Source organism: Cuspidothrix issatschenkoi CHARLIE-1, assembly GCF_002934005.1.
Lineage (GTDB): Bacteria > Cyanobacteriota > Cyanobacteriia > Cyanobacteriales > Nostocaceae > Cuspidothrix > Cuspidothrix issatschenkoi.
In genome coordinates, this window is record NZ_PGEM01000046.1 from 1 (window position 1) to 24,911 (window position 24,911).

The 24,911-nt window shown below is 37.0% G+C and carries 24 protein-coding genes, 1 tRNA gene and 3 pseudogenes; 18 read left to right on the forward strand and 10 right to left on the reverse strand.

Going from position 1 to position 24,911, the window contains the following annotated elements; genetic code table 11:
* Positions 1-309 precede the first annotated feature (309 nt).
* A complete protein-coding gene (gene mtnA, locus CUN59_RS07440) occupies positions 310-1,401 on the reverse strand; it encodes an S-methyl-5-thioribose-1-phosphate isomerase (protein WP_279327288.1) in 1,092 nt (363 codons plus the stop codon).
* A 56-nt stretch (positions 1,402-1,457) separates the two neighbouring features.
* Between mtnA and CUN59_RS07445 the strand changes: the two genes are divergently transcribed.
* The 10 genes from CUN59_RS07445 to CUN59_RS07490 all read left to right on the forward strand — a co-directional run bounded on the left by CUN59_RS07445 (position 1,458) and on the right by CUN59_RS07490 (position 10,443).
* Positions 1,458-2,615 (forward strand): DUF58 domain-containing protein, encoded by a 1,158-nt coding sequence (locus tag CUN59_RS07445; protein WP_104387250.1) that lies wholly within the window; start codon positions 1,458-1,460, stop codon positions 2,613-2,615.
* Positions 2,616-2,797: 182 nt separating this feature from the next.
* Positions 2,798-3,163, forward strand: coding sequence for a ferredoxin thioredoxin reductase catalytic beta subunit (locus CUN59_RS07450; RefSeq protein WP_104387251.1), 366 nt, complete (start codon positions 2,798-2,800; stop codon positions 3,161-3,163).
* Complete coding sequence (locus tag CUN59_RS07455; RefSeq protein ID WP_104387252.1) at positions 3,160-3,552, forward strand: DUF309 domain-containing protein; 393 nt, start codon at positions 3,160-3,162, stop codon at positions 3,550-3,552. The genes CUN59_RS07450 and CUN59_RS07455 overlap by 4 nt, the downstream gene beginning before the upstream one ends.
* Positions 3,553-3,860: 308 nt before the next feature.
* The gene (locus CUN59_RS07460; RefSeq protein ID WP_104387253.1) at positions 3,861-4,355 is read left to right on the forward strand and encodes an LptA/OstA family protein; all 495 of its coding nucleotides are present in this window, start codon (positions 3,861-3,863) and stop codon (positions 4,353-4,355) included.
* Positions 4,356-4,381: 26 nt separating this feature from the next.
* A complete protein-coding gene (gene lptB, locus CUN59_RS07465; RefSeq protein ID WP_104387254.1) occupies positions 4,382-5,110 on the forward strand; it encodes an LPS export ABC transporter ATP-binding protein in 729 nt (242 codons plus the stop codon).
* A gap of 338 nt (positions 5,111-5,448) precedes the next feature.
* The gene (locus tag CUN59_RS07470) at positions 5,449-6,564 is read left to right on the forward strand and encodes an LptF/LptG family permease (protein ID WP_104387255.1); all 1,116 of its coding nucleotides are present in this window, start codon (positions 5,449-5,451) and stop codon (positions 6,562-6,564) included.
* Positions 6,565-6,740: 176 nt separating this feature from the next.
* Positions 6,741-7,418, forward strand: coding sequence for a response regulator (locus CUN59_RS07475; RefSeq protein ID WP_104387256.1), 678 nt, complete (start codon positions 6,741-6,743; stop codon positions 7,416-7,418).
* Positions 7,419-7,716: 298 nt separating this feature from the next.
* Positions 7,717-9,369 (forward strand): SpoIIE family protein phosphatase, encoded by a 1,653-nt coding sequence (locus tag CUN59_RS07480; protein ID WP_104387257.1) that lies wholly within the window; start codon positions 7,717-7,719, stop codon positions 9,367-9,369.
* Positions 9,370-9,372: 3 nt separating this feature from the next.
* A complete protein-coding gene (locus CUN59_RS07485) occupies positions 9,373-9,801 on the forward strand; it encodes an ATP-binding protein (protein ID WP_104387258.1) in 429 nt (142 codons plus the stop codon).
* A gap of 201 nt (positions 9,802-10,002) precedes the next feature.
* Positions 10,003-10,443, forward strand: a complete 441-nt coding sequence (locus CUN59_RS07490; RefSeq protein WP_104387259.1) for a hypothetical protein — start codon at positions 10,003-10,005, stop codon at positions 10,441-10,443.
* Here the strand turns inward: CUN59_RS07490 and CUN59_RS07495 are convergent.
* Positions 10,440-10,889 carry a ketosteroid isomerase family protein gene (locus tag CUN59_RS07495; protein ID WP_104387260.1) on the reverse strand — a complete coding sequence of 150 codons (450 nt, stop codon included), beginning with the start codon at positions 10,887-10,889 and terminating at the stop codon, positions 10,440-10,442. The two genes, CUN59_RS07490 and CUN59_RS07495, sit on opposite strands and share 4 nt — an antisense overlap.
* 399 nt (positions 10,890-11,288) lie before the next feature.
* Positions 11,289-11,804, reverse strand: a complete 516-nt coding sequence (locus CUN59_RS07500) for an orange carotenoid protein N-terminal domain-containing protein (protein ID WP_104387261.1) — start codon at positions 11,802-11,804, stop codon at positions 11,289-11,291.
* Between the two features lie 208 nt (positions 11,805-12,012).
* On the opposite strand from CUN59_RS07500, the gene queG reads away from it, so the two are divergent.
* The 5 genes and pseudogenes from queG (at position 12,013) to CUN59_RS07520 (ending at position 18,051) form a co-directional block, all read left to right on the forward strand.
* Positions 12,013-12,975: a tRNA epoxyqueuosine(34) reductase QueG gene (gene queG / locus CUN59_RS07505; RefSeq protein WP_104387272.1), complete on the forward strand. Its 963-nt coding sequence runs from the start codon at positions 12,013-12,015 to the stop codon at positions 12,973-12,975.
* Positions 12,976-13,140: 165 nt separating this feature from the next.
* Positions 13,141-13,776 carry an HAD-IA family hydrolase gene (locus tag CUN59_RS07510; protein ID WP_104387262.1) on the forward strand — a complete coding sequence of 212 codons (636 nt, stop codon included), beginning with the start codon at positions 13,141-13,143 and terminating at the stop codon, positions 13,774-13,776.
* Between the two features lie 1,461 nt (positions 13,777-15,237).
* Positions 15,238-15,585 (forward strand): annotated as a pseudogene (locus CUN59_RS22610) (SNF2 helicase-associated domain-containing protein); the annotation flags it as partial.
* Between the two features lie 117 nt (positions 15,586-15,702).
* The gene (locus CUN59_RS22615) at positions 15,703-17,205 is read left to right on the forward strand and encodes a DEAD/DEAH box helicase (protein ID WP_438501806.1); all 1,503 of its coding nucleotides are present in this window, start codon (positions 15,703-15,705) and stop codon (positions 17,203-17,205) included.
* A 6-nt stretch (positions 17,206-17,211) separates the two neighbouring features.
* A complete protein-coding gene (locus CUN59_RS07520) occupies positions 17,212-18,051 on the forward strand; it encodes an SWIM zinc finger family protein (RefSeq protein ID WP_104387264.1) in 840 nt (279 codons plus the stop codon).
* Between the two features lie 32 nt (positions 18,052-18,083).
* Here CUN59_RS07520 and recA read toward each other — a convergent pair whose 3' ends face one another.
* Positions 18,084-19,157, reverse strand: coding sequence for a recombinase RecA (gene recA / locus CUN59_RS07525; RefSeq protein ID WP_104387265.1), 1,074 nt, complete (start codon positions 19,155-19,157; stop codon positions 18,084-18,086).
* Positions 19,158-19,461: 304 nt separating this feature from the next.
* Here recA and CUN59_RS07530 point away from each other — a divergent pair, with 304 nt between their 5' ends.
* A complete protein-coding gene (locus CUN59_RS07530) occupies positions 19,462-19,827 on the forward strand; it encodes a DUF1818 family protein (RefSeq protein ID WP_104387266.1) in 366 nt (121 codons plus the stop codon).
* Positions 19,828-19,952: 125 nt separating this feature from the next.
* Positions 19,953-20,026: transfer RNA gene (locus CUN59_RS07535), tRNA-Pro, on the forward strand.
* Between the two features lie 217 nt (positions 20,027-20,243).
* On the opposite strand, the gene CUN59_RS07540 is transcribed toward CUN59_RS07535, so the two are convergent.
* From CUN59_RS07540 to CUN59_RS07560, 5 genes are all read right to left on the reverse strand, one after another.
* A complete protein-coding gene (locus CUN59_RS07540; protein WP_104387267.1) occupies positions 20,244-21,329 on the reverse strand; it encodes a T3SS effector HopA1 family protein in 1,086 nt (361 codons plus the stop codon).
* Between the two features lie 15 nt (positions 21,330-21,344).
* Complete coding sequence (locus tag CUN59_RS07545) at positions 21,345-22,505, reverse strand: aminoglycoside phosphotransferase family protein (protein ID WP_104387268.1); 1,161 nt, start codon at positions 22,503-22,505, stop codon at positions 21,345-21,347.
* A 63-nt stretch (positions 22,506-22,568) separates the two neighbouring features.
* Positions 22,569-22,781 carry a hypothetical protein gene (locus tag CUN59_RS07550; RefSeq protein ID WP_104387269.1) on the reverse strand — a complete coding sequence of 71 codons (213 nt, stop codon included), beginning with the start codon at positions 22,779-22,781 and terminating at the stop codon, positions 22,569-22,571.
* A gap of 165 nt (positions 22,782-22,946) precedes the next feature.
* Positions 22,947-23,195 carry a hypothetical protein gene (locus tag CUN59_RS07555; protein ID WP_104387270.1) on the reverse strand — a complete coding sequence of 83 codons (249 nt, stop codon included), beginning with the start codon at positions 23,193-23,195 and terminating at the stop codon, positions 22,947-22,949.
* Positions 23,196-23,564: 369 nt separating this feature from the next.
* Positions 23,565-23,789, reverse strand: a complete 225-nt coding sequence (locus CUN59_RS07560) for a hypothetical protein (protein WP_104387271.1) — start codon at positions 23,787-23,789, stop codon at positions 23,565-23,567.
* A 658-nt stretch (positions 23,790-24,447) separates the two neighbouring features.
* Here CUN59_RS07560 and CUN59_RS07565 point away from each other — a divergent pair.
* Positions 24,448-24,681, forward strand: a pseudogene (locus tag CUN59_RS07565) (DUF92 domain-containing protein); the annotation flags it as partial.
* 50 nt (positions 24,682-24,731) lie between these two features.
* Here the strand turns inward: CUN59_RS07565 and CUN59_RS07570 are convergent.
* Positions 24,732-24,911 (reverse strand): annotated as a pseudogene (locus CUN59_RS07570) (SWIM zinc finger family protein); the annotation flags it as partial.

A 24,911-nucleotide genomic window follows, 5' to 3' on the forward strand; every position in this document is an offset into this window, starting at 1 on the left:
CACCTTTTGAAATTGGCCTAAATTAAATTTTAATCACTAAAAGATCCCGGACTTCTTCAAGATTTACTGTTGATGTAGTTTAATTATGCTACTCTACTTTTGAAGTGCGGAATGTGGGTTCTAATTAGGACTTACGCACAAAGCAATCAAAAACCTGATTCTTTCGTAGGGGTAATTCATGAATTACCCCTACTTTCGTGATGTTTTGCGTAAGTCCTGCTAATAACTAAAGATAAATTAAAGAGAAATAAGCTTAATAAGAATATATACAGCATATTTCATTCATGTTCTATCACTGTATCAGATCATCTAATCGGCGCAATCCTTTAATCCTGGATATCTTGATTCAGACATTTTCCCCTTAGCAAGTAATAAATCACCCGGAGGAAAAGCACCATTTTCTGTAATAATGGCTGTAATTAAATCCGCGGGTGTAACATCAAAAGCCGGGTTATAAAATTCTACTCCTGGAGGCGTAATCAGAGTTTTACCAACTTGATAAATTTCCTCTGGATGACGTTCTTCAATGGGAATTTGACTACCATCAGTTAATTGAAAATCAACTGTAGATAAAGGTGCAGCGACAAAGAAAGGAATATTATGGGCTTTGGCAACAATAGCTAAACTATAAGTTCCGATTTTATTGGCAGTATCACCATTAGCAGCAATTCTATCAGCGCCAACAACTACCGCATCAATTAAACCCTGTTTCATGCAGTGGGCGGCCATATTATCAGTAATTACTGTTACCGGAATTCCTTCTTGTACACATTCCCAAGCGGTGAGTTTTGCACCTTGCAAGCGAGGACGGGTTTCATCCGCATATAATCTGGCTAAACGTCCTGCTTTCCATGCGGAACGAGCCACACCTAATGCTGTACCATAACCACCTGTTGCTAAAGCTCCAGCATTACAGTGAGTAAGTATAATTAGTTGATCAGGGGTTATCGGTAAAGCGGCCAAACCATAATCACCTATGGCTTGACAAGTTTGGAAATTGTCTGTATTGATTTTTGCGGCAGTTTCTAAAAGAGTTTGTTTAATTTCGACAACTGTTCCCACAGTTTCATAAGCCGTTCGCATCATTTGGCTGATCGCCCAAAACAAATTTACCGCAGTGGGACGGGTAGAACGCAATAAATTGGCTACTGATTCCAATTTAGTTAAAAACTCCTGGTTATCGTTGGTTTCAATTTCCCTCGCCCCCAAATACATCCCATAGGCCGCAGCAACTCCAATGGATGGCGCACCTCTGACAATCATAGTTGTAATGGCTTCTGCCATATCTTCACTGCGGTGAATCTCCACCACTATATATTCATCGGGTAAGCGGGTTTGATCAATAAGTAATACTGAATCATTTTGCCAAATAACGGGATAAATCATATCTTTGGTTGTCAGTTGTCCGTTACCTATTATCTATTATCTCTTCCGCAAATTTAAGTTAAAAAAGAAGGATGAAAATTACTAAAAAAATCAACAATTGGCTGGAAACCCATGCTGCCTCACCTGCTTATGGTGGTTGGGTATTAGTAGGAATCTCTATCTGCTATTTAGGTGCAGGAATTAATACAATGGCTGGCTGGCTATATGTAATTAGTGGAGTCAGTTTTGCTCTTTTGGGGGTATCAGCTTTTGTTGCTGTGCGATCGCTTGCGGGTATAGTCGTCAAACGTCATCCCATTGAACCAGTAACCGCAGGTGATGAACTGAAAATAGAAATAGAAGTTCACAATCAAAAGAAACAGCCTGTCAGTTTATTGCAAGTTAGAGATATTCTGCCATTTATTTTAGGTGAGCCAGTCCAAGAAAACATAGAAGCTATTCAACCACAAGCTAGTTACCGATGGGTCTATTATCACCCGACCCAAAAGCGAGGCGTTTACCGTTGGCACAGAGTAGAATTAGCCACCGGTGCGCCTTGGGGTTTATTTTGGTGTCGTCGTCCCCAAAAATCCGAAGGGAGGGCAATAGTTTATCCTACCGTTTTACCCCTCACTACTTGCCCCTTAATTGATGAAATAGGACAGGATGACAGCCAACGGGGAGATCCTCGTGGTAAACCCTTACAGATGGCGACAACAGGCTTAGTGCGATCGCTCCGTCCTTACCGTATCGGTGATCCCACACGGTTAATTCATTGGCGGACAAGCGCTCGTTATGGAGAATTACGAGTACGAGAATTAGAAGTGATCACCGGCGGACAAGAAATGATTATCGCCATAGATAGTTCCTACAAATGGGAAGAAGAACTATTTGAACAAGCCGTCATTACTGCCGCCACCTTGTATTTTTATGCCCAAAAGCAAAAACTGCAAGTGAAACTATGGACATCAGCCACAGGTATAATAAAAGGCGACATCTCCGTTCTTGAAACCCTAGCCGCCACCAACCCCTGGGAAAACAATAAACTCCCACCAGATCACTGTCCCCTAATTTGGCTCACCCAAAATTCCTACAGCACGTCCTCCCTACCCCTTGGTAGTCGCTGGGTACTATGGGAAAATGCCACCACACCAGCTGAAACAGTCATTAATCAAGACTATCCCGGTATTATTATTTACAACAAACAAGAACTACAACCCCAACTTCACAAATCTCTAACTTCATTTTGAGTGTTATTTGTCATTTCTCATACTGAGCAGGAATTTTAGATTTTAGATTTTAGATGAAAAAATTTCCCACAAACCCCATCCTTGAGGACAGAAAAATCATCAATCCAAAATCCAAAATCCAAAATCGCCTGACCCTGATGTACAATGCAAAGAAACAATTTAATTTATGAGCAGAAAAACCAATGGTGACATCAGAAGTTAATTCAAAATCCAGTGAGAAAAGCCTAGAAGCAATGCGGCATTTTTCCGAACAATATGCCAAACGGACTGGAACATACTTCTGTTCTGAACCCTCTGTTACCGCAGTCGTCATAGAAGGATTAGCTAAACACAAAGACGACCTCGGTGCGCCCTTATGTCCTTGTCGTCACTACGAGGATAAAGAAGCTGAAGTTAACGCCGCCTATTGGAACTGTCCTTGCGTACCCATGCGCGAACGCAAAGAGTGTCACTGTATGTTATTCCTTACCCCTGACAATGAATTTTCCGGTGACAAACAAGAAATTTCTCTCGAAACTATCAAAGAAGTTCGGGATAGCATGGGATGAGCGAAATCATGCCTGAAGAGTTTTGGCAAGGTATAGAACAGTTCAATGCTGGACAGTTCTATGCTTGTCATGACATTCTCGAAGCACTTTGGATTGATAGCATTGAACCAGATAAAACCTTTTATCAAGGAATTTTGCAAATTGCTGTCGGACTCTATCATCTGGGTAATCACAACCAACGCGGAGCAATGATCCTTTTAGGAGAGGGTAGCAATCGTCTCCGGCGTTATCTACCCAATTATGGTGGGATTGATGTTGAGGAATTATTTACCCAAAGTCTAGATTTACTCAAAACACTACAACAAGATAGCCTAGAAGCAATAGCAAATAATGAATTATCTAAAAATCAACCTTGGACTTTACCAACAATTTTTCTCCGTGATGATTAATATCTCAACTATAGCGGGGGGGAGAAGATAGAGGGCAGGAGGAAAAGCCTTATCCTGTATGATTTTTAACTTTCAGCACTTCGACTATGGCTACGCCACGCAGGCTATCGCTCAGTAATAGTTTGTATCTTATCTAACTGGATACCGCTATATCATTTGTCGGATTAATTTGATTATTTGATTTAATCTCGTAAGTAGGTGGGCGTGAGATAATATAAAATTTTTAGCGAAACCTAAAGTTAAAAAACTCGTCCATCTTTGTTATCGGATTCATATTTTATTTCCCTATTCCTTATTCCCTAACTTCTATGATATTTCCCTATCAATTGCTAAAATCCCAGATACGTCGGGTAGGATTAGCTTTATTACTGCCAATTTCCCTGGTAGGTGCAGTAGCATTGTCTGGCCAATTGCCACCGGCTACAGCCCAATCTGGAGGAAATCGCCCCCTCACTATTCGTTCTGATATCCAAGAATATGACGCAAAAACCCAAGTAATTACTGCTCGTGGTAATGTACAAATGGTTTATCCAGCTAGGCAAATTCAGGCCACATCGGCTCAGGCACAATACTTTAGTAAAGAACGTCGTATTGATTTTAGTGGTAATGTTTATATTCTACAACAGGGTAATAATAGTATTCGTGCCGAAAAAGTCATATATTTCATAGATGAAGGGAAATTTATCGCCTTACCCCAATCTAATCGTCAAGTAGAATCTATATACATGGTTGAAGATTCTAATCCCAATAGACAAACTAATAAACCAGCCCCAAAAACCCCAAAATTAAAACCTTCTAATTAGCATCTACACCTAGACAAAATCCCACAGTGAAAATTGTTTTAGAGAATATTCACAAATCTTACGGTAAAAGATTAATAGTCAATCGTGTTAATCTTTCAGTTGGACAAGGTGAAATTGTTGGTTTACTCGGTCCAAATGGTGCAGGGAAAACAACAACATTTTATATAGCCACAGGTTTAGAAAAACCTAATCATGGCAAAGTCTGGTTAGATAATTGTGATATTACTAATTATCCCATGCACAAACGGGCTAGATTAGGTATTGGTTATTTAGCTCAAGAAGCCAGTGTATTTCGTCATCTTTCCGTACAAGAAAATATTCTCCTAGTATTTGAACAAACTCAAGTTCCGCGCCGAGAATGGGGACAAAGACTATATAATTTATTGCGAGAATTTCGCCTAGAAAAAGTTGCTAACAGTAAAGGTATTCAACTTTCTGGAGGTGAACGACGACGTACAGAATTAGCTAGAGCTTTAGCTGCAGGAAAAGAAGGGCCAAAATTCCTTTTTCTAGATGAACCCTTTGCCGGAGTTGATCCCATTGCTGTGTGGGAAATTCAGGAAATTGTCAGCCAATTGCGCGATCACGGTATGGGCATTTTAATCACAGATCACAATGTCCGCGAAACCCTCGCCATCACAGATCGCGCCTATATCATGCGGGAAGGTCAAATTCTCGCCTTTGGTAATGCTGATGAACTCTACAACAACCCTTTAGTGAGACAATATTATTTAGGTGATAATTTCGCCGTTTAAGTATATAGTAGTATCACTTGAATGAGATACATCATAAGCCTCCTCCTCCCTTGCGGTGAGCCAGCGCGGTCTTGGGGGTTTCCCCCATGAGTGACTGGCGAACCCGTAAGGGTGCAACCCTGGTTGAGCAAGTTTTGACGATGAATGTAGAATCCCCTCGACTTTAGCCAGGGGAGTGTCAATTATTATTTCCTCCTCTGTGTTCTCTGTGCCTCCGTGGTTAGTTACCCTTCTATCTATCTTTATACAGAACTATTATAATTCCTAACTCTCATACCATGATGTATAAACAATTCAAACTATTCTCTAATCTTATTTCCCTATTTTCCTTTTCTATCATGGATCGCTACTTAGCACTCCAATTACTGCCCCCATTTTTATTTGGTGTTGGTGCATTTACTTCCGTAGTTTTAGCCATTGATAGCTTATTTGAATTATTACGCAAAGTTGTAGAATCTGGACTACCAATCAACATCGCCTTAGAAATTTTCTTATTAAAGCTACCTTATGTCATGGTTTATTCCTTTCCCATGTCCACTTTGTTAGCTACTTTAATGACCTATAGCCGTCTTTCTAGTGAAAGTGAATTAATTGCTTTACGCGGGTGTGGAGTTAGCATTTATCGCATGGTTTTAACTGCTGTGGTGTTAAGTTTTGCAGTGGCGATCATGACTTATATATTTAATGAACAAATTGCTCCTGCAGCAAATTATCGAGCCACTATTACCCTACAAAAAGCCCTCAATTCAGATCAACCTTCCTTTAAACAGGAAAACATTTATTATCCTGAATATCAGGAAATTAAAGGAGCAGATGGTAGTAAAAATAAAATACTTTCTCGCTTATTTTATGCCGACCAATTTGATGGTAAAGAAATGAAAGGACTAACAATTATAGATCGTTCTAGAGCTGGTGTTAATCAAATTGTTATTTCTGAATCAGCCAAATGGAACAGTCAAAAACAAGTCTGGGACTTTTACAATGGTACTATCTATTTAGTTGCTGCTGATCGCTCCTATCGGAATATTTTACGATTTGAACATCAACAATTACAACTACCCCGCACACCCTTAACCCTCGCTGAAAGTAGCCGAGACTATGGTGAAATGAACATTTCCCAAGCCCTAGAACAACTAGAAATAGAACGTCTGGGTGGTAATGAGCCAAAAATTCGTAAACTACAAGTAAGAATTCAACAAAAAATCGCCTTTCCCTTTATCTGTGTCATTTTTGGCTTAGTCGGTTCAGCTATGGGTAGTATCCCTCAAAGAACCGGACGGGGAACAAGTTTTGGTATCAGTGTGATAGTTATTTTTACTTATTATTTACTACTATCCGTTTCTGGAGCTTTAGCACAAGCTGGTATACTTTCCCCCTTTATTGGTGCTTGGCTACCAAATATATTTGGATTAGGATTGAGCTTATTTTTGCTAGTTCGCGTAGCCCAGAGATAAATTGATGTAAGTTCCATGAACCCACCAATCAGCCAGCACTATCTAATCTTTCATATCCAGGACAAGTACCAAGTCAGTATCCATCTGGTTATCGCAATTAAATTATTTTTGGCTAATAAATACTGACATAAATTAATAAAAAGCTTATATTATGTAATATCTAGCAGTATTTGGCTATGAGTAAAATCCGCATTGTTATTATTGAAGATCATGATCTGACTCGTCTAAGTATTTGTAAAACATTACTCCAAAAAGATTACATTGAAGTTGTTGGAGAAGCTACTAATGCCCATAATGGGCTAATTATGTTAAAAAAACTACAACCAGATATTGTAATTGTTGATATCGGTTTACCAGATCAAAATGGTATTGAATTAACCAAAGAGATTAAAAAAACTGCTGTTGGTGGTAAAAGAAAACCAAAAGTATTAATTTTAACATCTTATGACAATAAGGAATCTGTACTTGCTGCTTTTACTGCTGGTGCAGATTCATACTGCATGAAGGATATTAACTGTGATAATTTACTAGAAGCTATACGAGTAACTACAAATGGCCATCCTTGGATTGATCCTATAATTGCCAGTATTGTTCTAGAACAAGCGCAACAAAATACTAATATTCGAGATTTTACTCAAAGTAACCCAGATATTAAGCCTTGTACTCTCACAGATAGGGAATTAGAAGTATTACAATTGATAGTAGAGGGTTATAGTAATGCTGAAATTGCTAAGAATCTTCATATTGCAGTGGGAACTGTAAAAACCCACGTTCGTAATATTATGAATAAACTATCTGCCGATGACCGTACCCATGCAGCAGTTTTGGCTTTACGTTCAGGTTTAGTAGCATAGTTTGTACATAGCATTTACCAAGCTAGTGAGGTACAGAGTTTTTTAGTCTTAGGGAACAGGGAACAGGGAACAGTAAATAAATTAGGGTCTACCTCATGAGACTGAGAAAAGTGGCGTTGCTGAAACTAAGTATGAATTTAGGTGTAAAGATGTTCCACCGGAACGTGTCTACAAGAGTTTGGATATCATCAAAAATCATTTTCATACATCAAATCAGCAACGCCCGCCAGAAAAGCTATATCAATACAGATAAAAAGCCTCCTACCTTTTTGTAAGTGTCTAGAAAGTTGAGTTTAATATGACTGATAACAAGTTAGAGAAGCTCAAGCTCATGGTGGTAGATGATGAGCTAGATAACTTAGATTTACTCTATCGGACTTTTTGGCGAGAGTTTAAAGTTTATAAAGCTAATAATGCCCATGAAGCTTTGGATATCTTAGATAAAGAAGGTGAGATGTCCGTAATTATTTCTGACCAAAGAATGCCAAATATGAACGGTAGCGAACTGTTAAGTCTAACAGTAGAAAAATTCCCGGACACAATTCGGATTTTATTAACTGGGTTTACGGATGTAGAAGATTTAGTAGATGCTATTAACTCCGGCCGTGTCTTTAAATACATTACCAAACCTTGGAATCCTAATCAACTACAATCATTAGTCAGTCAAGCTAGTGATACATATCGCGTGGTAAAAAAAAGGACAACAGAATTATCTCGTGCGTTGCGAAGAGAATCTTTATTTAATGCTGTCAACACAGCTATTAGAGAATCCTTAGATTATGACAATATGTTGCAAAAAATTGTCGCTACTATGGGAGAAACATTTGCAGCTAATTATTGTTTACTCAAACCACTAGAAGATGGTGTCCTCACAGAAAAGGAATTTTACTATCACAACCCTAAATTAGAAGTATGCGGTTTAGCTTCAGATACCCATAAGTTAATTGCCGAAGTTTTCCAAAGCCAAAATTATCAAATTACTGAAAATATCTATAATGGTGTACCTTGTCATTATTTAGTTGTACCCCTAATTTACCAACAACATTTACTAGCTATTATTGCTGTTTGCAAGTCAGGAAGTGAGTATACATGGCCGCAAGAAGATATTCAACTAATTACAAGTGTGGCCGAACAAGCTGCTTTAGCTCTTTCCCAAGCTAAACTTTATCAAAGTCTGCAAGAAAAACAACAACAAATTAACCTGGAGTTGCAAGTAGCTCGGCAAATTCAACATAACTTATTAAGGCAAACTTTACCAGAAATACCAGGTGTAAAGGTGCAAGCTTGTTGCTATGCAGCACGGGAAGTAGGGGGTGATTTTTTTGAAGTGTTTGTCCATCCTAATGGTGATTTGTGGTTAGCAGTAGGTGATGTTTCTGGGAAGGGTGTTCCAGCAGCTTTATTTATGGCTAGTACCATTTCTCTACTACGACGGGAACTCTCTCAAGAAGTACCTGTAGAACCAAATGTGATGATGCAAAATCTCAATTATGCTCTTAGTGATGACTTAATCAGCAATAATTGTTTTATCACTATGGTTTTAGCAACTTATCATCCCAGTACAAAAGAACTTATTTATGCTAATTCGGGGCATATTTATCCTTTCGTCTGGTCTAAAGACCCAAATTTGAATAATTCACCCGATTATCTCAAAGTTCGTAGTATTCCCTTGGGAATACTACCGAAATGGCAAGCTGATTCAGGGCGTTTAGTTCTTGCTCCTGGTGATACTTTATTCCTGTCCAGTGATGGCATTACGGAAGCAAGAGTAGGGAAAAATTTAGATAATTTGCCCACAACTTATACTTCTATGCTTAATCAAGATGGGTTATGGCAATTAATTAAAAAACAACCCCAACCACTGAATCTTGAGAATTTATTAGCTCTGATTCAAGTTAATAATTACATCCAAGAAGATGACCAAACTATACTTTCTTTGGAAATTTTGTAGCAAATGAAAAGTGAACTTCATGTTCCCAGTGACCTGAGTTTTATTAATATCGTAGAAAACTGGTTACTCGGATGTTTAAAATTGTATTTAGGGGAATCTGTTGATTGGACACAACAATCAAGTTGTCTACGGCTGGTTTTGGTAGAAGCCTATTCTAATGCTGTCCGTCATGCCCATAAAGAAAAGTCAAACTTACCAATATTACTGCGTTTAGAACTGAAAGACCGAGATTTATCTATCGAGATTTGGGATTATGGTGATGGTTTTGATATATCTAGTTACTTTGCGCCTAATCCCATTCATAAGCAAGAAGGTGGTTATGGTTGGTTAATTATGAATCGTCTCATGGATAAGGTTGAGTATAAATTGCAAGTGAATGGTGCTAACTGTTTGAAGATGGAAATAACGCTTCCTGATATGTCTAATCCGTAATATTTCACAATATATATTACACAATAAACTTGTTAGCCTATTGATGATGAAGAAATGTAAACTTAATTATAACTTTTGCTAAATTTATTTGACCTATTACGATAACTTATCAAATACTGTAAATAAAGGGCTGGTTGCAAAATAATCGCCCTATGTTTGCTTAATTAACATAAAAATCCTCAATTTAATAGATTTTCAACTATGGAAGCTTTATTTTGCCTGTCACCACGCTATCGTTTAGATGATGAGTCACCTTGGTTAGAAGGAATTGATCCCAGTCGCCATTACTGGATCGCGGTGAATGGAGAGAAAACAGCAACAACTCCTCTCCCTGGGCTAATAGTATCTTCTGTGAGTGAATTTAAAGCAGTAATTCGCCAATTTCGCTCTCTTCAACCTGGAGAAATCATGAGCTTGGCCAGAATTTCTAGTCGCTGCATGATTCGCTGTATTTCTCCTAACTGCTATGCTTTGGAATCGAGAATCAATGATGCTCCTGTGTGGCATCTATTTGATCAAGAAACCTTAGATAGCCTTTTAATGACAGCACATCCAGATTGGCAATGTGCGCCATCTGATGTTGAACTAGGCAGGAATTTGTTGTTACGTTCTTTTTCTCAAGCTACTGCTGCTAAAGCTTAAAATAATTCGCTATCAATAGTATATTCTTTGCCAGGTGGCCGTAAGGATATTAAATCTTGGGGTGAGGCTAAAAGCTTAATTGTAGCTGCCACAATTTGTTGATTTTGGTTAAGAATAAATAACCACATAACATTAACACCGCACCAAGAAGTTTCTACTTTACCTGTTACTTGAATCTGAATATGGTGATCTGGCAAAATATCACTAATTCCCTGTTGGGGATGAGCTTTAATGTCTTGGGCTTCTGTTTCTAGGTAAGTGGCGATCGCATCTGGTCCAATAATAGCAGATTCAAATGGTGGGTTCATAACACCATGTTGGGCAAACAAAGCAGCCGTTTGTCTAAATTCTCCGGCATTCAAGGTAGTAAAATAATTTAAAATTGTTGTTTGTGTCACTCCTGTAATTTGGGATGACTTTTGTGATGAGAATTCAGCAATTGTCATATATTGATCTGTAATGTGTTGTAAAAATATAGTAGAAGGCAGGAAGTGAATCTTAATTAAACTGCATACCCCTATAATTGTTACTTTTTACTTAAAATCTAAAATCTAAAATCTAAAATTAAAGGCGTTGCTGATTTGATGTATGAAAATGAGTTTTGATCATATCCAAACCTTTGTAGAGACCTTCCGGCGGAAGGTCACTACACCCAAATTCATACTTGGTTTCAGCAACGCCAAATTAAAATAGTCCTGAGATAAGTATCTGGGCAAAATAAATTGTACATTTGGGAAAACAAGAGAAATATCTGTATCTCTTGTCTGTCAACTGTCACTCAATTTTGGATTTTAGATTGATCAAATTTTTTAATCTAAAATCTAAAATTCCCAGTGAACCGTCAACTAATCAGCTAAGGGATCTACACCCATATCTGCGACTACTTTCCGCAGTACAGTAATTTGTTGACCAAAATCTAATTGTTTCAAAGTTTCTAAAACTTGTGAACCGTCACGGGATAATTGATAGCCGGCGGGCACGGGGATAATAAAGCCTTTCACCATTAATTCTGATAATTCGTACCAGAAAGCCAACTTGGTATTAATGCTGAGGATACCATAGGAGCGAGAAATGGGGGTATTTCTCTGAGCAGCCAAGTCACGCATGACTTCTAACTGCTCTGAATGAGACATTTGTTTAATTTGATTTAAAAGACCTTGGGCTAGTTGCAAACGCGCTGCACCTGTAGCTGCGGGGGTGATAGAACGACCCATTTCTGTGTAGGCATACCACAGAACTGCTAACTGATCATCTACGCTTAGGGCTTTAAATACAGCGATGCTAGAAGAGATAGCGTCGCTGGTGCTGTAGTTAAAAGCTCCAGAAAATCTGGTTGAAGCTGAATCAGAAGTGAATGTCATAATTTCTCTACTGTCTATTGATTAAGTCAGGAGGCTCATCACTCTGGGTTGCTTGACCTCTTGCATCCTATATTGCATTATTTCTTAACAAATTGCAAATAAAATTTACATATATATGTGGTAAAGAAGAGAAAAGTCGGGGATCATAAGCTGGGTGTATAATGTGTTGACGATTTCTTTAGTTTTGGCTAAATGTCCCATAAGCAAAATGAATGAATGTACATCAATTAGCAGCACAATAGTGAAAGAAAAAGCCAAAGAGGTGGGATTTCATCTGGTGGGAGTTACTACTGTCAAGGATTTAGAGCCAAGAGAGACAGAAAACTTATCAAATTGGTTAAAACAGGGTTATCACGCTGACATGGAATGGATGAAAAATCCTAAGCGTGAGGATATTAGTTTAGTGATGCCGGAAGTGCGATCGCTCATTTCTGTAGCGTTGAATTATTACACCCCTCATGTACATCAAAAGGGGGATGAATATGGAAAAATTTCCCGCTATGCCTGGGGTCGGGATTATCATAGAATCATGCACAAAAAGCTGAAGGAGCTAGCTAGTTGGCTGGAATCTCTAGACGCAGATATAAAAGCGCGGTATTATGCAGATACAGGGCCAGTTCAAGATAAAATTTGGGCACAAAAAACCGGCATTGGTTGGATCGCCAAAAATGGGAATGTGATTACCAAAAAATATGGTTCGTGGGTATTTTTAGGAGAAATATTAACTAATTTGGAACTGGAGAGCGATCGCCCAGCTACCCAACATTGTGGAACTTGTACTCGTTGTTTGCAAGCTTGTCCTACTAGTGCAATTACTGAACCCTTTGTAGTAGATGCTAATCGCTGCATTGCTTACCATACAATCGAAAATCGGGCAAAGGAATTACCACCAGACATTACGCCCCATTTACAAGGATGGGTAGCAGGTTGTGATATTTGTCAAGATGTGTGTCCTTGGAATCAGAGATTTTCCCAAGTAACTGATGTCAGTGATTTTCAACCCTATCCTGGAAATTTAGCTCCCAAGCTGGTAGAATTAGCCCAAATATCAAACGAGGAGTGGGATAAAAGATTTACAGCATCGGCTTTGCGACGCATTAAACCGGAAATGTTACGACGTAATGCTCGCGCTAATCTTGACCAAAAATATGGCATAGAGGCCTCGTACTAGAAGGACGGCTTTATGGTAAACTGGACATAGTCGCCATAGGGCATTAGGAGACTATAAACAAACGTCGAGGGACGGTAAGACTATTTCGATAGCACAACCCAATGAAGCGTTAAGGAATCCTCGGACTTTAGGACTAGGAGGTATGTCAAGCATCCAGGCATAATAATGACCCAGAAAGTAATAATTTTTGATTTTGATGGGACGATTGCTGATACAGTAGATGCTCTTGTAACTATTGCCAATCGTTTAGCCCTGGAATTTGGATATGTTCCTATCAATCCTCAAGAACTAGCCCTACTCAGAAATTTAACCGCCAGGGAGATTATTAAATATTCTGGTATTTCCCTATTTAAAATTCCTTTTCTTGTCAAAAAAGTGAAAGGAGAATTAAAACATAAAATCCCAGAACTAAAACCTATTGATGGCATTAATGCCGCATTAGTAGCACTTCACAATCAAGGTTATCACTTAGGAATTATTACTTCTAACTCTCAAGAAAATGTTAACGAATTTCTCAAGGGTCATAACTTAGATTATTTGTTTGACTTTATTTATTCAGGAGTAACTATTTTTGGTAAAACTACAATTATTAATAATGTATTACGGCAAAAACAGTTCAAACCGGAAACCGTAATTTATGTTGGAGATGAAACTAGAGATGTGGACTCTGCAAAAAAAGCTAATATTAAGGTAATTGCCGTCAGTTGGGGTTTTAATTCTTCCGAAGCTCTCAGTAAACAAAATCCAGATTTCTTAATTCATCATCCTAGTGAATTAGTAGGTGTAATTATGGGATGCTAAAAGTTTTTTAGTCAAGAGTGTATGATTCAGTGTTAATGCAACTTAAACCCTATTGACGAATAGATTAGGAATTAAGCACGATATCACGACAAATCTGATGCTTGTCTAGAGGAAATTCGTCTAGCTTACCTCCTAAAGGGTATTGCTCCTAATTTTGTAATATTTTGTGTAAGTTCTGAGATGTAAATGTATTTTTACCAAATTCATGTATGCTAAATATTGAAGTTTATCTTCATAACTATTAGGAATAACGTTATGAAAATCGTTCATGGTAGTTGGATACCTCACACAGAAACTGACTTTATTCAGTCAGGATCATTTTACCTGTGGATAGAAATACCTGTACTAAAAAACAGACGCAGTTCTAAAGAACAGATTCATCCTGGACATCTCTCCAAAGATGAATTACTGCAATTTTTAGTTCAGGAATTAGGAATTAAAGAACCATTATCTATATTAAAGGATCGCATAGCTGCTAAATATTTTGCGCTACCAACTGCCGATAATCAACCCCTGCCTTCACCAGAATTAATTAAGTATCTAGAGATAGAAGTCCCCGAAGAATATACAGAATTTCAATATTGGCAAGTAGATTGTTATCAAACATTAACTTCTCTTAAAGGTAATACACCAGGAATTAATATTATTAAACTACTCAATGATATACATTTTTTAGCAATTAATAACCTGAGTGAAATTCAACTTGGTTCAGATTTATTGTTTTGGTATCACTATACACAATCATTTAAACAAATAATTCTTAAAGACCAATATATTCCAACTCTCAAATATCACCAATTAGAAACTCCTCAACCCAAAGGTAAAACGAAAAAACCAATTCCAACTGCATTTGAAATTTATACTGGTTGGGAAATTATTTCTGAGCAGTACGAAACCAATATTCAAAAATATATTGAATATATGCCATTGATTTGTGTAGCAGGTTCAACAATAAAAAATGAAAATATTGAGTTTTATGAGCAGGAAACTTTGTTACGCCACTTTTCTGAATATATCCTCAATAACATAATTGTTCATACTCCCTCAACTGCTGCCTTTGATAAAAAAATTACAGATTCCCTAGTTTACCATTGTTTTTCTCAATCACATCATACCCGCACAGGAAATATAACTTTAGAAGAATACAAACAATGGCAAACATGGAAAAGTAAAATTACTCGATCCCAATCAGAATTACCTTTTTATCTGTGTTTTCAATTAAATTCACCTGCTGCTGAACAAATAGATAACTGGGAAATGCAGTTTTTGGTATCTAGTAAACAAGATCCTTCTCTTAAGTTACCTTTAGCAGATTATTGGCCAATGAGTCAAAAGTCTAAAACAGTTGTACAGAAGGAGTATGGCAAAGACTTTGAAACTAATTTGCTATTAAATTTAGGATATGCAGCACGAATGTATCCGCAGTTATGGCAAGGATTGGAAACAGATACTCCTGTAGGAATGCAACTAACATTAGAAGATGCATTTTCATTCCTTCAAGAAAATGCTTGGGTGTTAGAAGATGCAGGTTTTAAAGTTACTGTTCCGGCTTGGTATACCCCTGCTGGTCGTCGTCGTGCTAAACTGCGACTCAAGGCTTCTAGCCATAGTACTTCTGCAACTAAAGGGAAATCAAAAAGCTATTTTGGTTTAGATTCTTTGGTGCAGTATGAATATGAATTAGCAATTGGTGAACAAGCTGTTACTAAGGAAGAATGGGAGCAATTAATTAATGCTAAAGCTCCTTTAGTACATTTTCGCGGTCAGTGGATGGAATTAGACCGTGATAAAATGCAGCAATTACTAGAATTTTGGCAGTCTCATGGTGATGAAAAACCAGAGATGTCTGTGCTGGAATTTCTCCAACGTAATGCTGAATCTGGTGAAGATTGGGATATTGAACATGATGAAATTTTGTCAGATATGATGGCGAAATTACAAGATAAAAGTAGTTTAGAACCAATTTCTAACCAGTTAAATCTGCAAGGTAATCTGCGCGAATATCAAAAACGTGGTGTCGCTTGGTTAGAATATTTGGAACGCTTGGGTTTAAATGGCTGTTTAGCAGACGATATGGGTTTAGGTAAGTCGGTACAAGTGATTGCTAGACTTGTCCAAGAAAGGGAAGCGGTGGAATCTGTGCCACCAACTCTGTTAATTGCACCTACTTCGGTGGTTGGTAACTGGCAAAAGGAAATTGCTAAATTTGCTCCCCATCTGCAAAGTATGACACATCATGGGAGCGATCGCATCCAAGCTGCTCCTGAATTCAAAACTGCTTGTCAAAAATATGATGTAGTCATTACCTCTTTTACCCTAGCACGCAAAGATGAAAAGTTATTACAAAGTATTGAGTGGCAACGAATTGTTTTAGATGAAGCGCAAAATATTAAAAATCCTAAAGCTGCACAGACGAAAGCTATTCTCAAACTTGCAGCTAAACACCGACTAGCTTTAACAGGAACTCCGGTGGAAAATCGCTTGTTAGATTTATGGTCAATTTTTAATTTTTTGAATCCGGGTTACTTGGGTAAAGAAGCGCAGTTTCGCAAGTCTTTTGAAGTTCCCATTCAAAAAGATAACGACAGAGTAAAATCAACTACGTTGAAAAAATTAGTCGAACCTTTAATTTTACGTCGGGTTAAAACCGACAAATCTATTATTAATGATTTACCAGATAAAGTTGAACAAAAACTCTACACCAATCTAACTAAAGAACAAGCTTCGTTGTATGAAGTAGTTGTTAAAGATGTAGAAGAGAAATTACAAACAGCCACAGGAATTCAACGCAAAGGTTTAATTCTCTCAACTTTGATGAAGTTGAAACAAATTTGTAATCATCCTGCCCAATTTCTACAAGATAATAGCGAATTTTCTACTGAACGTTCTCACAAACTCAGTCGCTTAGTAGAAATGGTAGATGAGGCAATTTCTGAGGGTGAAAGTTTACTCATTTTTAGTCAATTTACAGAAGTATGCGAACAAGTAGAAAAATATATCAAACACAATTTACATTGCAACACCTACTATCTGCATGGTGGCACAAGTCGGCAACGTCGAGAAAAGATGATTACTGAGTTTCAAGAACCGGATACAGAAGCATCTGTATTTATCTTATCATTAAAAGCAGGTGGTGTAGGGATTACTTTAACTAAAGCCAATCATGTTTTTCATTTTGACAGATGGTGGAATCCAGCAGTGGAAAATCAAGCCACAGATAGGGCTTTTCGGATTGGACAACAAAAGAATGTGTTTGTACATAAATTTGTGGCTATTGGTACTTTAGAAGAGAAAATTGACCAGATGATAGAAGATAAGAAAAAACTTTCTGCGGCTGTGGTTGGTAATGATGAATCTTGGTTAACTGAGTTAGATAACGAAGCATTTAGACAATTAATTGCTTTAAACAAAAGTGCAATATTGGAGTAAGATATTATGAGTAAATTTAGTAGAACATGGTGGGGCGATCGCTTTATCAAAGCGTTGGAAAATTTTACTGACGATAATCGGTTGCAAAGAGGACGTTCCTATGCAAATAATGGTAAAGTCTTAAATTTTGAAATTGAACAAAATCACATTACGGCTAGAGTTAAAGGTTCAGTAAATCCTTACTTTGGTGTGTATAAAGAACCGACTTACAATATTTCCATTAAAATTAAAGCCATAGCGAAAAGCAGTTGGAACGAAGTGATTCAGAGGCTTTCTTCTAAAGCTAGTATTGTTTCCAGATTATTACTAAGTGAAGTCCCGGAGAATATAGAAGATACGTTTCAGGATTTAGGATTACATTTATTACCCCACAGTAGTAAAGACTTTACAACTAAATGTTCCTGTCCAGATTATGCTAATCCCTGTAAGCATATTGCTGGGGTTTATTATTTAGTTGCTTCCCAATTGGATAATAATCCATTTCTATTATTTGAATTGCGGGGTTTATCAAAACAGGAACTTCAGACTAAATTAGCTAATTCTAGTTTGGGTAAAGCACTTTCACAGGAATTAAATACTCAAGAAATTAGTTTAGAATCTTCTACTTCGTTTTATCCAAAGTTGGAAAAACAATCTCTTGGCGAAAACCCAAGTGTGAGAGAATTTTGGTTAGGAACTAAGCGTTTACCCCAAATTATAGAAGTTCCAACTTCTAGTGGAGTTTCAGCAATTCTCATCAAGAAACAGGGCGATTTTCCGGCCTTTTGGCATAAAGATAATTCCTTTGTGGAAACGATGGAGGAACTTTATCAACGGGTGAAAACAAAAAATCAAAGTTTAATATAAAAAGGTGGGCATTGCCCACCCTACAGTATTTATTATTCGTCTAAGTCAATCTCTTCTTCCTCTTCTTCCTCATGGGGTTGAACTACAGAATTAGCAGAAACTACAGCACCCTTATCTAGTTTTTCCAAAACTTGTTCTTTAACTTTGGCAGCAAATTCTGGTTTTTCTTCTAAATATTTAATGGCGTTATCTCTACCTTGGGAAATATTTTCACCACTGTAGCTATACCAAGCACCTTTGCGGAGGAGAACACCGGTTTCTTCGGCTATGTCTACAAGACAACCGAGAGTAGAAACTCCTTTACCAAAGATAATGTCAAATTCAGCCACTCTAAAAGGCGGTGCAACTTTATTTTTCGCTACTTTCACTTTTACACGGTTGCCAAATTCATCAGTACCTTTTTTCAAGGTTTGAATTCTGCGAATATCCAACCGTACAGAAGAATAAAATTTCAGCGCATTACCACCGGTTGTAGTTTCTGGACTACCATAGGTGACACCAATTTTTTGCCGTAACTGGTTAATGAAAATAACTGTGCATCCAGATTTACCAATGTTCCCAGTAATTTTTCGTAGGGCTTGACTCATTAACCGAGCCTGTAAGCCAACGTGAGTATCACCCATATCCCCTTCAATTTCCGCACGGGGAACTAGGGCAGCTACGGAGTCAATAATCACAATATCAACAGCCGCAGAGCGTACAAGTTGATCAACAATTTCTAATGCTGATTCCCCTGTGTCAGGTTGGGAAACCAATAAGTTATCAATATCTACACCTAAAGCGGCGGCGTAGGTGGGATCTAGGGCGTGTTCAGCATCTACAAATGCAGCAATACCGCCATTTCTTTGCACTTCTGCCAAAGCATGAAGGGCAACAGTGGTTTTACCAGAACTTTCTGGACCATAGATTTCAATTACCCGTCCTTTGGGTAAACCGCCACCCAAAGCTAAATCCAGGGTTAGCGCACCGGTAGATATAGTTTCCACTTTCATTCGTGTTGCATCACCCAAGCGCATAATTGCCCCTTTGCCGAAGCTGCGCTCAATTTGTCCAAGTACGATATTTAACGCTTTTTGCTTGCCAGAAGTCTCTGTATTAGCTGCCATTCTTGCCTCTAAGTATAGGAGTTTGCAAAATTGCTGGGACGGGAGTTTTAATAGAACGGATATACTATCTTAACCGGAAATTGTACCAAATAGGAATATTTACAAAATTAGGTTTGGTTGTGATTTTAACGCGATCGCCACAAGATTATAGCATTTTTAATTTTGGATTGCCAAATACATGGGGTTTAGCATTGCTAAACCCCTACTCGTCAAGGCTTTTACCTCGTATCAGTTTTTCATGCTTGTATCTGTTGCCATCCGCAAAGCCAATTGGTATAATTTCTCATTTGATAGCAGCTAGAATATGCAAAAAGTAATTAAAACTGGTATTGGTTGGCGCATTGGTTGGAATCCAGACGCACCAGTATATAAAGGGTTAGTAGGTACGGAAGACTGGGCGATAGAATTAACAGAAGCAGAATTAAACGAATTCTCTCGCCTATTAAACCAGCTTGTAGAGACAATGAAGTATCTAGAAACAGAATTGATGGATCAGGAAAAAATTGCCTGTGAAGCCGAAAGTGATTTATTATGGATGGAGGTAGAAGGTTATCCCCATGCCTACAATCTTCGCTTCATCCTCAATACAGGACGCGGTGCAGAGGGTCAATGGGAATCCCCATCCGTACCTGAATTATGGCAAGCAATAGGAAAGCTAAAAGTTTTTTGAAAACCCCCTTGCTTTTTGATTTACTTTTTGCTATATTGAGAAAAGTGGCTTAATTAATATAAATTCAACAGTTTGGAATCTCCCCAAATCCAAAATCTAGAGTTTGAAATTTAAAATTAAGTTAACGGGGCGTAGCGCAGCTTGGTAGCGCGCCACTTTGGGGTAGTGGAGGTCGTGGGTTCGAATCCCGCCGCTCCGATTCATGCAGAGGTTAAAGGATATTTGTTTACATTATCCCTTGAATTTTCTCTGCCAGAGAATCTCCTTGTAAAGAAATTACACAATTAGCGGGCAAGATACCCCGACCACAAAGGCTTGATTATTCCAGATTGTACCTCATTTGAATGAAATATGCCGTATAATTTGCGAATACGATAAACAAAAGAAGTCGGGGACCTTTACGTCTAATGTTCATCTTAGACATCTTCTAATGGTCTGTAAATATCCTCCGAATGGGTATTGAGATAAGGATATTGGATTTTAATTTTGTGTAATGCAAATTGTTCAAAAATAGCCCTTATTCGCTGTTCAGGTTGATTATTACCTATTTCCCAAGCATTAATTAAACCATTAGCAATCATTTGACAACGGTTAGTCCCAAAACTTTCTTTTTCAGCCAGCTTATTTTCTGGTTCTTCAGCACAACCTAAACCTGGTGCTAGTGCTTTAGTAAATAAGGGTACTTGGGGAGAAAAATAGGATTTGTTTTCTAAATATACGCTTTGTAAGACTGAATAAATATTCTGATATTCATGTTTATTAAAATACAACACTGCTGAGTCATAACGTCCATATTCATCAGGATTATATAAAGCCTTAAATGAGAAAGGAATTTCTATCTTATTCAGTTGTTTGGTTAAATTTTCCATCACAGATACTGCCCCTTCTGGTGATATATTAAAGTATATTCTCAGAATATCTTGATGATCTTGTGTACCTAGATTCGAGACTGCCATATAAAATCCATTTTGGACTAAATTCTTAGGCATTTTAATGGCTACCAAGTCACCAATAGCGGCAGATTTATGAGAGGGTCTTAAATATAAATCACGCTCGATATGTAAAGTTAAACCATTTTTATGAACTACTAAATTCTTATCTGCTTCTTCATTAACTACTAGCCAATTTTTACTCCAATAGCCTATTCCTGTATTCCGATTATGTAATTTTTCATAAAAGCTTAAATCTATACCAAATAGGCTATTATTGCTCAGATTATTCATTTGGTCATCGGCATTACTAGAGTTATGCCAAGAACCGTTGTAATAAGCACTATACAGAAAATTACGTAATTGAATACTCAGGTGTTTATGTTGAATATCCAAGGGTAAATTTTCAAAACGAGAGATGACTGACTCTGGTAATGATACTAAGTTATATTCGGGATGTTGAATAGAATAAAATGATTCAATTTGCAAATTATTGACAATATTTTCCAGTGATATTTGTAATTTTTGTGGCAGTTGAGAAAGTTGATATTCTAGAGAATCTAATACTTGCATAGAGGTTTTCCTTTTTTAGGCAAGAGATAGGTTTTTAGCCATGCTGGTGGAAAATTCCATTCCCAAAATTGTGGTAATAGATGCTTGGGGACGACATAATAAACTTTTAGCAACCTGGAGAATACAAATACCAGAATTACCAAAGGTTTTTTCGTATTGCAGTTTAGCTTGAATTGCCCTAATTAATGCTAAACCAGTAAATTGCATCACTAATTCTAAGAAATTAGGACGACGTTCTAAAATATCTGGAAAATTGTCTAAATAACCATTAATTAATGCAGATAAAGAAGGTTGAATCATTGACAATGGAATAGCAGCTAAACGCAAACATTCTTCAATTGGTATACTTTTACTAGGAACTATGCTATATAACCAAATTTGCAGATAACTAGCAATTAGCATTCCTAAATCATAGGCAGGATCTCCCCAATTGCCTCTTTCCCAATCAATTAATCTGAGAATTGTTTCACTTCTAAATTGATTCTCTATTTCGGTTTCCCAATTGGTAGATAAAAGAATATTATTAAGTTTTAGATCATTGTGAGTTAAACAACAAGGAATGAAAGTCTGATTTAATTCTGCAATTGCTTTGCCTAAATTATCATACCGTTGATAGAGAGCAAAAAACTTTAACCCATCATCAGGAATTTGACCAAATATTTCTGGTGTAATTTTATCTAATCCTTTACTAATGTTTGGTGATTTTAAATCATGGTGAAAGAATCGTTGATAATTGATTTTGTTTATAGTTGCAGTATGTACTGTAGCAAGATTTTTACCAATTAATTCAGCAATTTCAGTCGGAAATTCATGATTTTGTCCATAAAATTCTGATAAATCTTGATACTCAGTCAGATAGTTAAATACAATGATGGAATTTTCCAAATCAAAATAAATCGCTTCGGATAAATATGCACGTAAATAATTTATTTCTGGGAATTGTTGGCAAAAGTCATGAATTTTCCATTCATCTTTAAATTCACCTAAAGTTTTGCCATCTCGATCATGACGTTCTTGTTTAACTAAAATTTGACGTTGATCTGGCAAGGTGATTAATAAATTAAAGTTTTTAGCGGGTTTTAATTCAATTTTACTTAATTCTTGATCTTGTAAATCACAAATTCCATGATCGCTCAAGTATTGAAAAATATTGGCAGAACTTATGATAAATGACATAGGTTAATCAGAAAAATTAGTTAATATGGTTTTAGAAGTTTGATAAGTAATGGGAAAACAGAGTTAACTATTATTAAATGAAGTACCTAACGCATAAATTGAATCTATGGCATAAGCTAACAAAATAAATTCCATGGATTTAATTCCAAATCTCACTAATTCCTGAAAATTATTACTGTATCCACCGACTAGAGAAACTGATTCTAAATAACTAATTTCTTGAATTGATATTTTTTCTGTTGTTGGCTGTAGATCATCAATTATTAGTTTTGCCATTCTTCTCATGCCTAATATGGTCTTAAATGATGATTTAATCCGGTTTAGCAAGTTATCTAAAATCCTGCATACTATATAGTATAAGGATAATAAACTTTTGACTAAACCGGATTTTGATGGGGGATAATATTAGCAATTTAATCTTGCTAATTTATCCCATAGATTTTAACCGTGAGAGTAATCATAGCCCCTGCTAAATGATTTAGCTAGAGATACAACATTATCAATAGCAAAGCCTAACAAGACGAACTCTTTACCCTTGATGCTATATTCAACTAAATCATGTATTCCAGAACCGCTACCACCTTGAATGGTAATGGTATCTACATCATTCATTTCATTTAAGAAGCTTTCAGAATCTTGAAATAATTCAGAACCTGGTACTTGTAACTGAGAAAGTTTAATGCTAGCCATGATGGATTTCCTCCTAGATGAATCATTAGGCAATGGTTTTTATGTGAGTCAGTTAAGCTTGCCTTGTCTTAACCGTTAATCTAATTTTTATTTAGGAAATGATAAAAAATCAAGGCTAAAAACGACTTAAAAAAGACATAATTAAAAGAGTTGAGTCTGTTTATTAAGTAAAAATTAGCTATGGATGCTAAGACAAATTCATCTCATATATTGCATCATTATTTGATTGCAAAATTCAAAATATCTAACGCTGATTATTTATTATGGTGGGCAATGCCCACCTGACAATACTAGCTGTAGAGACGATCATCACCAAGGATGGAACGTCTCTATAATCACAAATAAATACATCTTGATCAAGAAATGGTTCTAGGTACCAAATCCTTTTCTGAGATCATCCATCATTGTGTTGAGTTCTGTTCTCCAGTCTTGAAGCTGGATATCTATATTACGAGGTAATGGAGTTTCTGTAGATCGAGTATTTCTGCGTCTTCTTGTATAACCACCGACAATACTTGTGAGTTCCTCCATAGTGAGGTCATGTAATATCTGTTGGTTAGTTAGAGGATCTATGTTAGAAACTGTTATCCACATTTTTGCTTCTCCTTGATTAATGGAAACTGAGATAAAATGTCAGAATTTAACATTCCTGCTTTTATATTTTCATTTTTGATGGCATCAATGCAAGTTTTGACAGCCTATTTTGTGGACACAATTCCAAAAATTTTGTCTATGAAAACAAAAAAACAAAGAAAGTTTTATTTTCTAACTTCCTTTGCTGTTGATGAATTAAAAATTATTTAACTTCTATCTCAGGTATAATTAACCAACAGATGTTAACTAAGGTGCTACTCGATAGATTCATTCCGAACACGAGTCTTAAACAGGACTTACGCAAAACATCACGAAAGTAGGGGTAATTCATGAATTACCCCTACGAAAGAATCAGGTTTTTGATTCCTTTGTGCGTAAGTCCTATTAAATACTAAATTTGGAACGTGAGTAAAAGCAGTCATCAATACCTATCTGAAATTGAGTAAGCGATCGCTGATCCTGGAGGGTGTGTTGGTATAAGTCCTAAGCCCTATGATCAAATAACCATAAGGTAAATCCTGAATAGTTCACGTTTATCTCCAGTAGTAGAGACGTTCTGCAGGAACGTCTCTACAAGAATCAGTTTTATAATCAATGAAAGAGGATAAAATTCATAACATTAGCATAAAAACCTGAAAATACTCATAATTTATCACAGATGTTATCTTTAATAGATTCTATTAATCCCTGGTTAATGGGAGTAGGCTTAAATGCAATTTTACTGGGAATAGTCGCAATTATTCCCAAAAAATTGCTCACACACGCAGGTATACTTAATGCTGGATTATTAGGAATAATCATTTGGGGAACACTAGGTTGGCAAGGGTATCTAGTGGTAGTGTTTTATTTCATTGTCGGTTCTGGAGTAACGCGCATTGGTATGGCAGAAGAGATTGACTTAGACGAATAATAAATACTGTAGGGTGGGCAATGCCCACCTTTTTATATTAAACTTTGATTTTTTGTTTTCACCCGTTGATAAAGTTCCTCCATCGTTTCCACAAAGGAATTATCTTTATGCCAAAAGGCCGGAAAATCGCCCTGTTTCTTGATGAGAATTGCTGAAACTCCACTAGAAGTTGGAACTTCTATAATTTGGGGTAAACGCTTAGTTCCTAACCA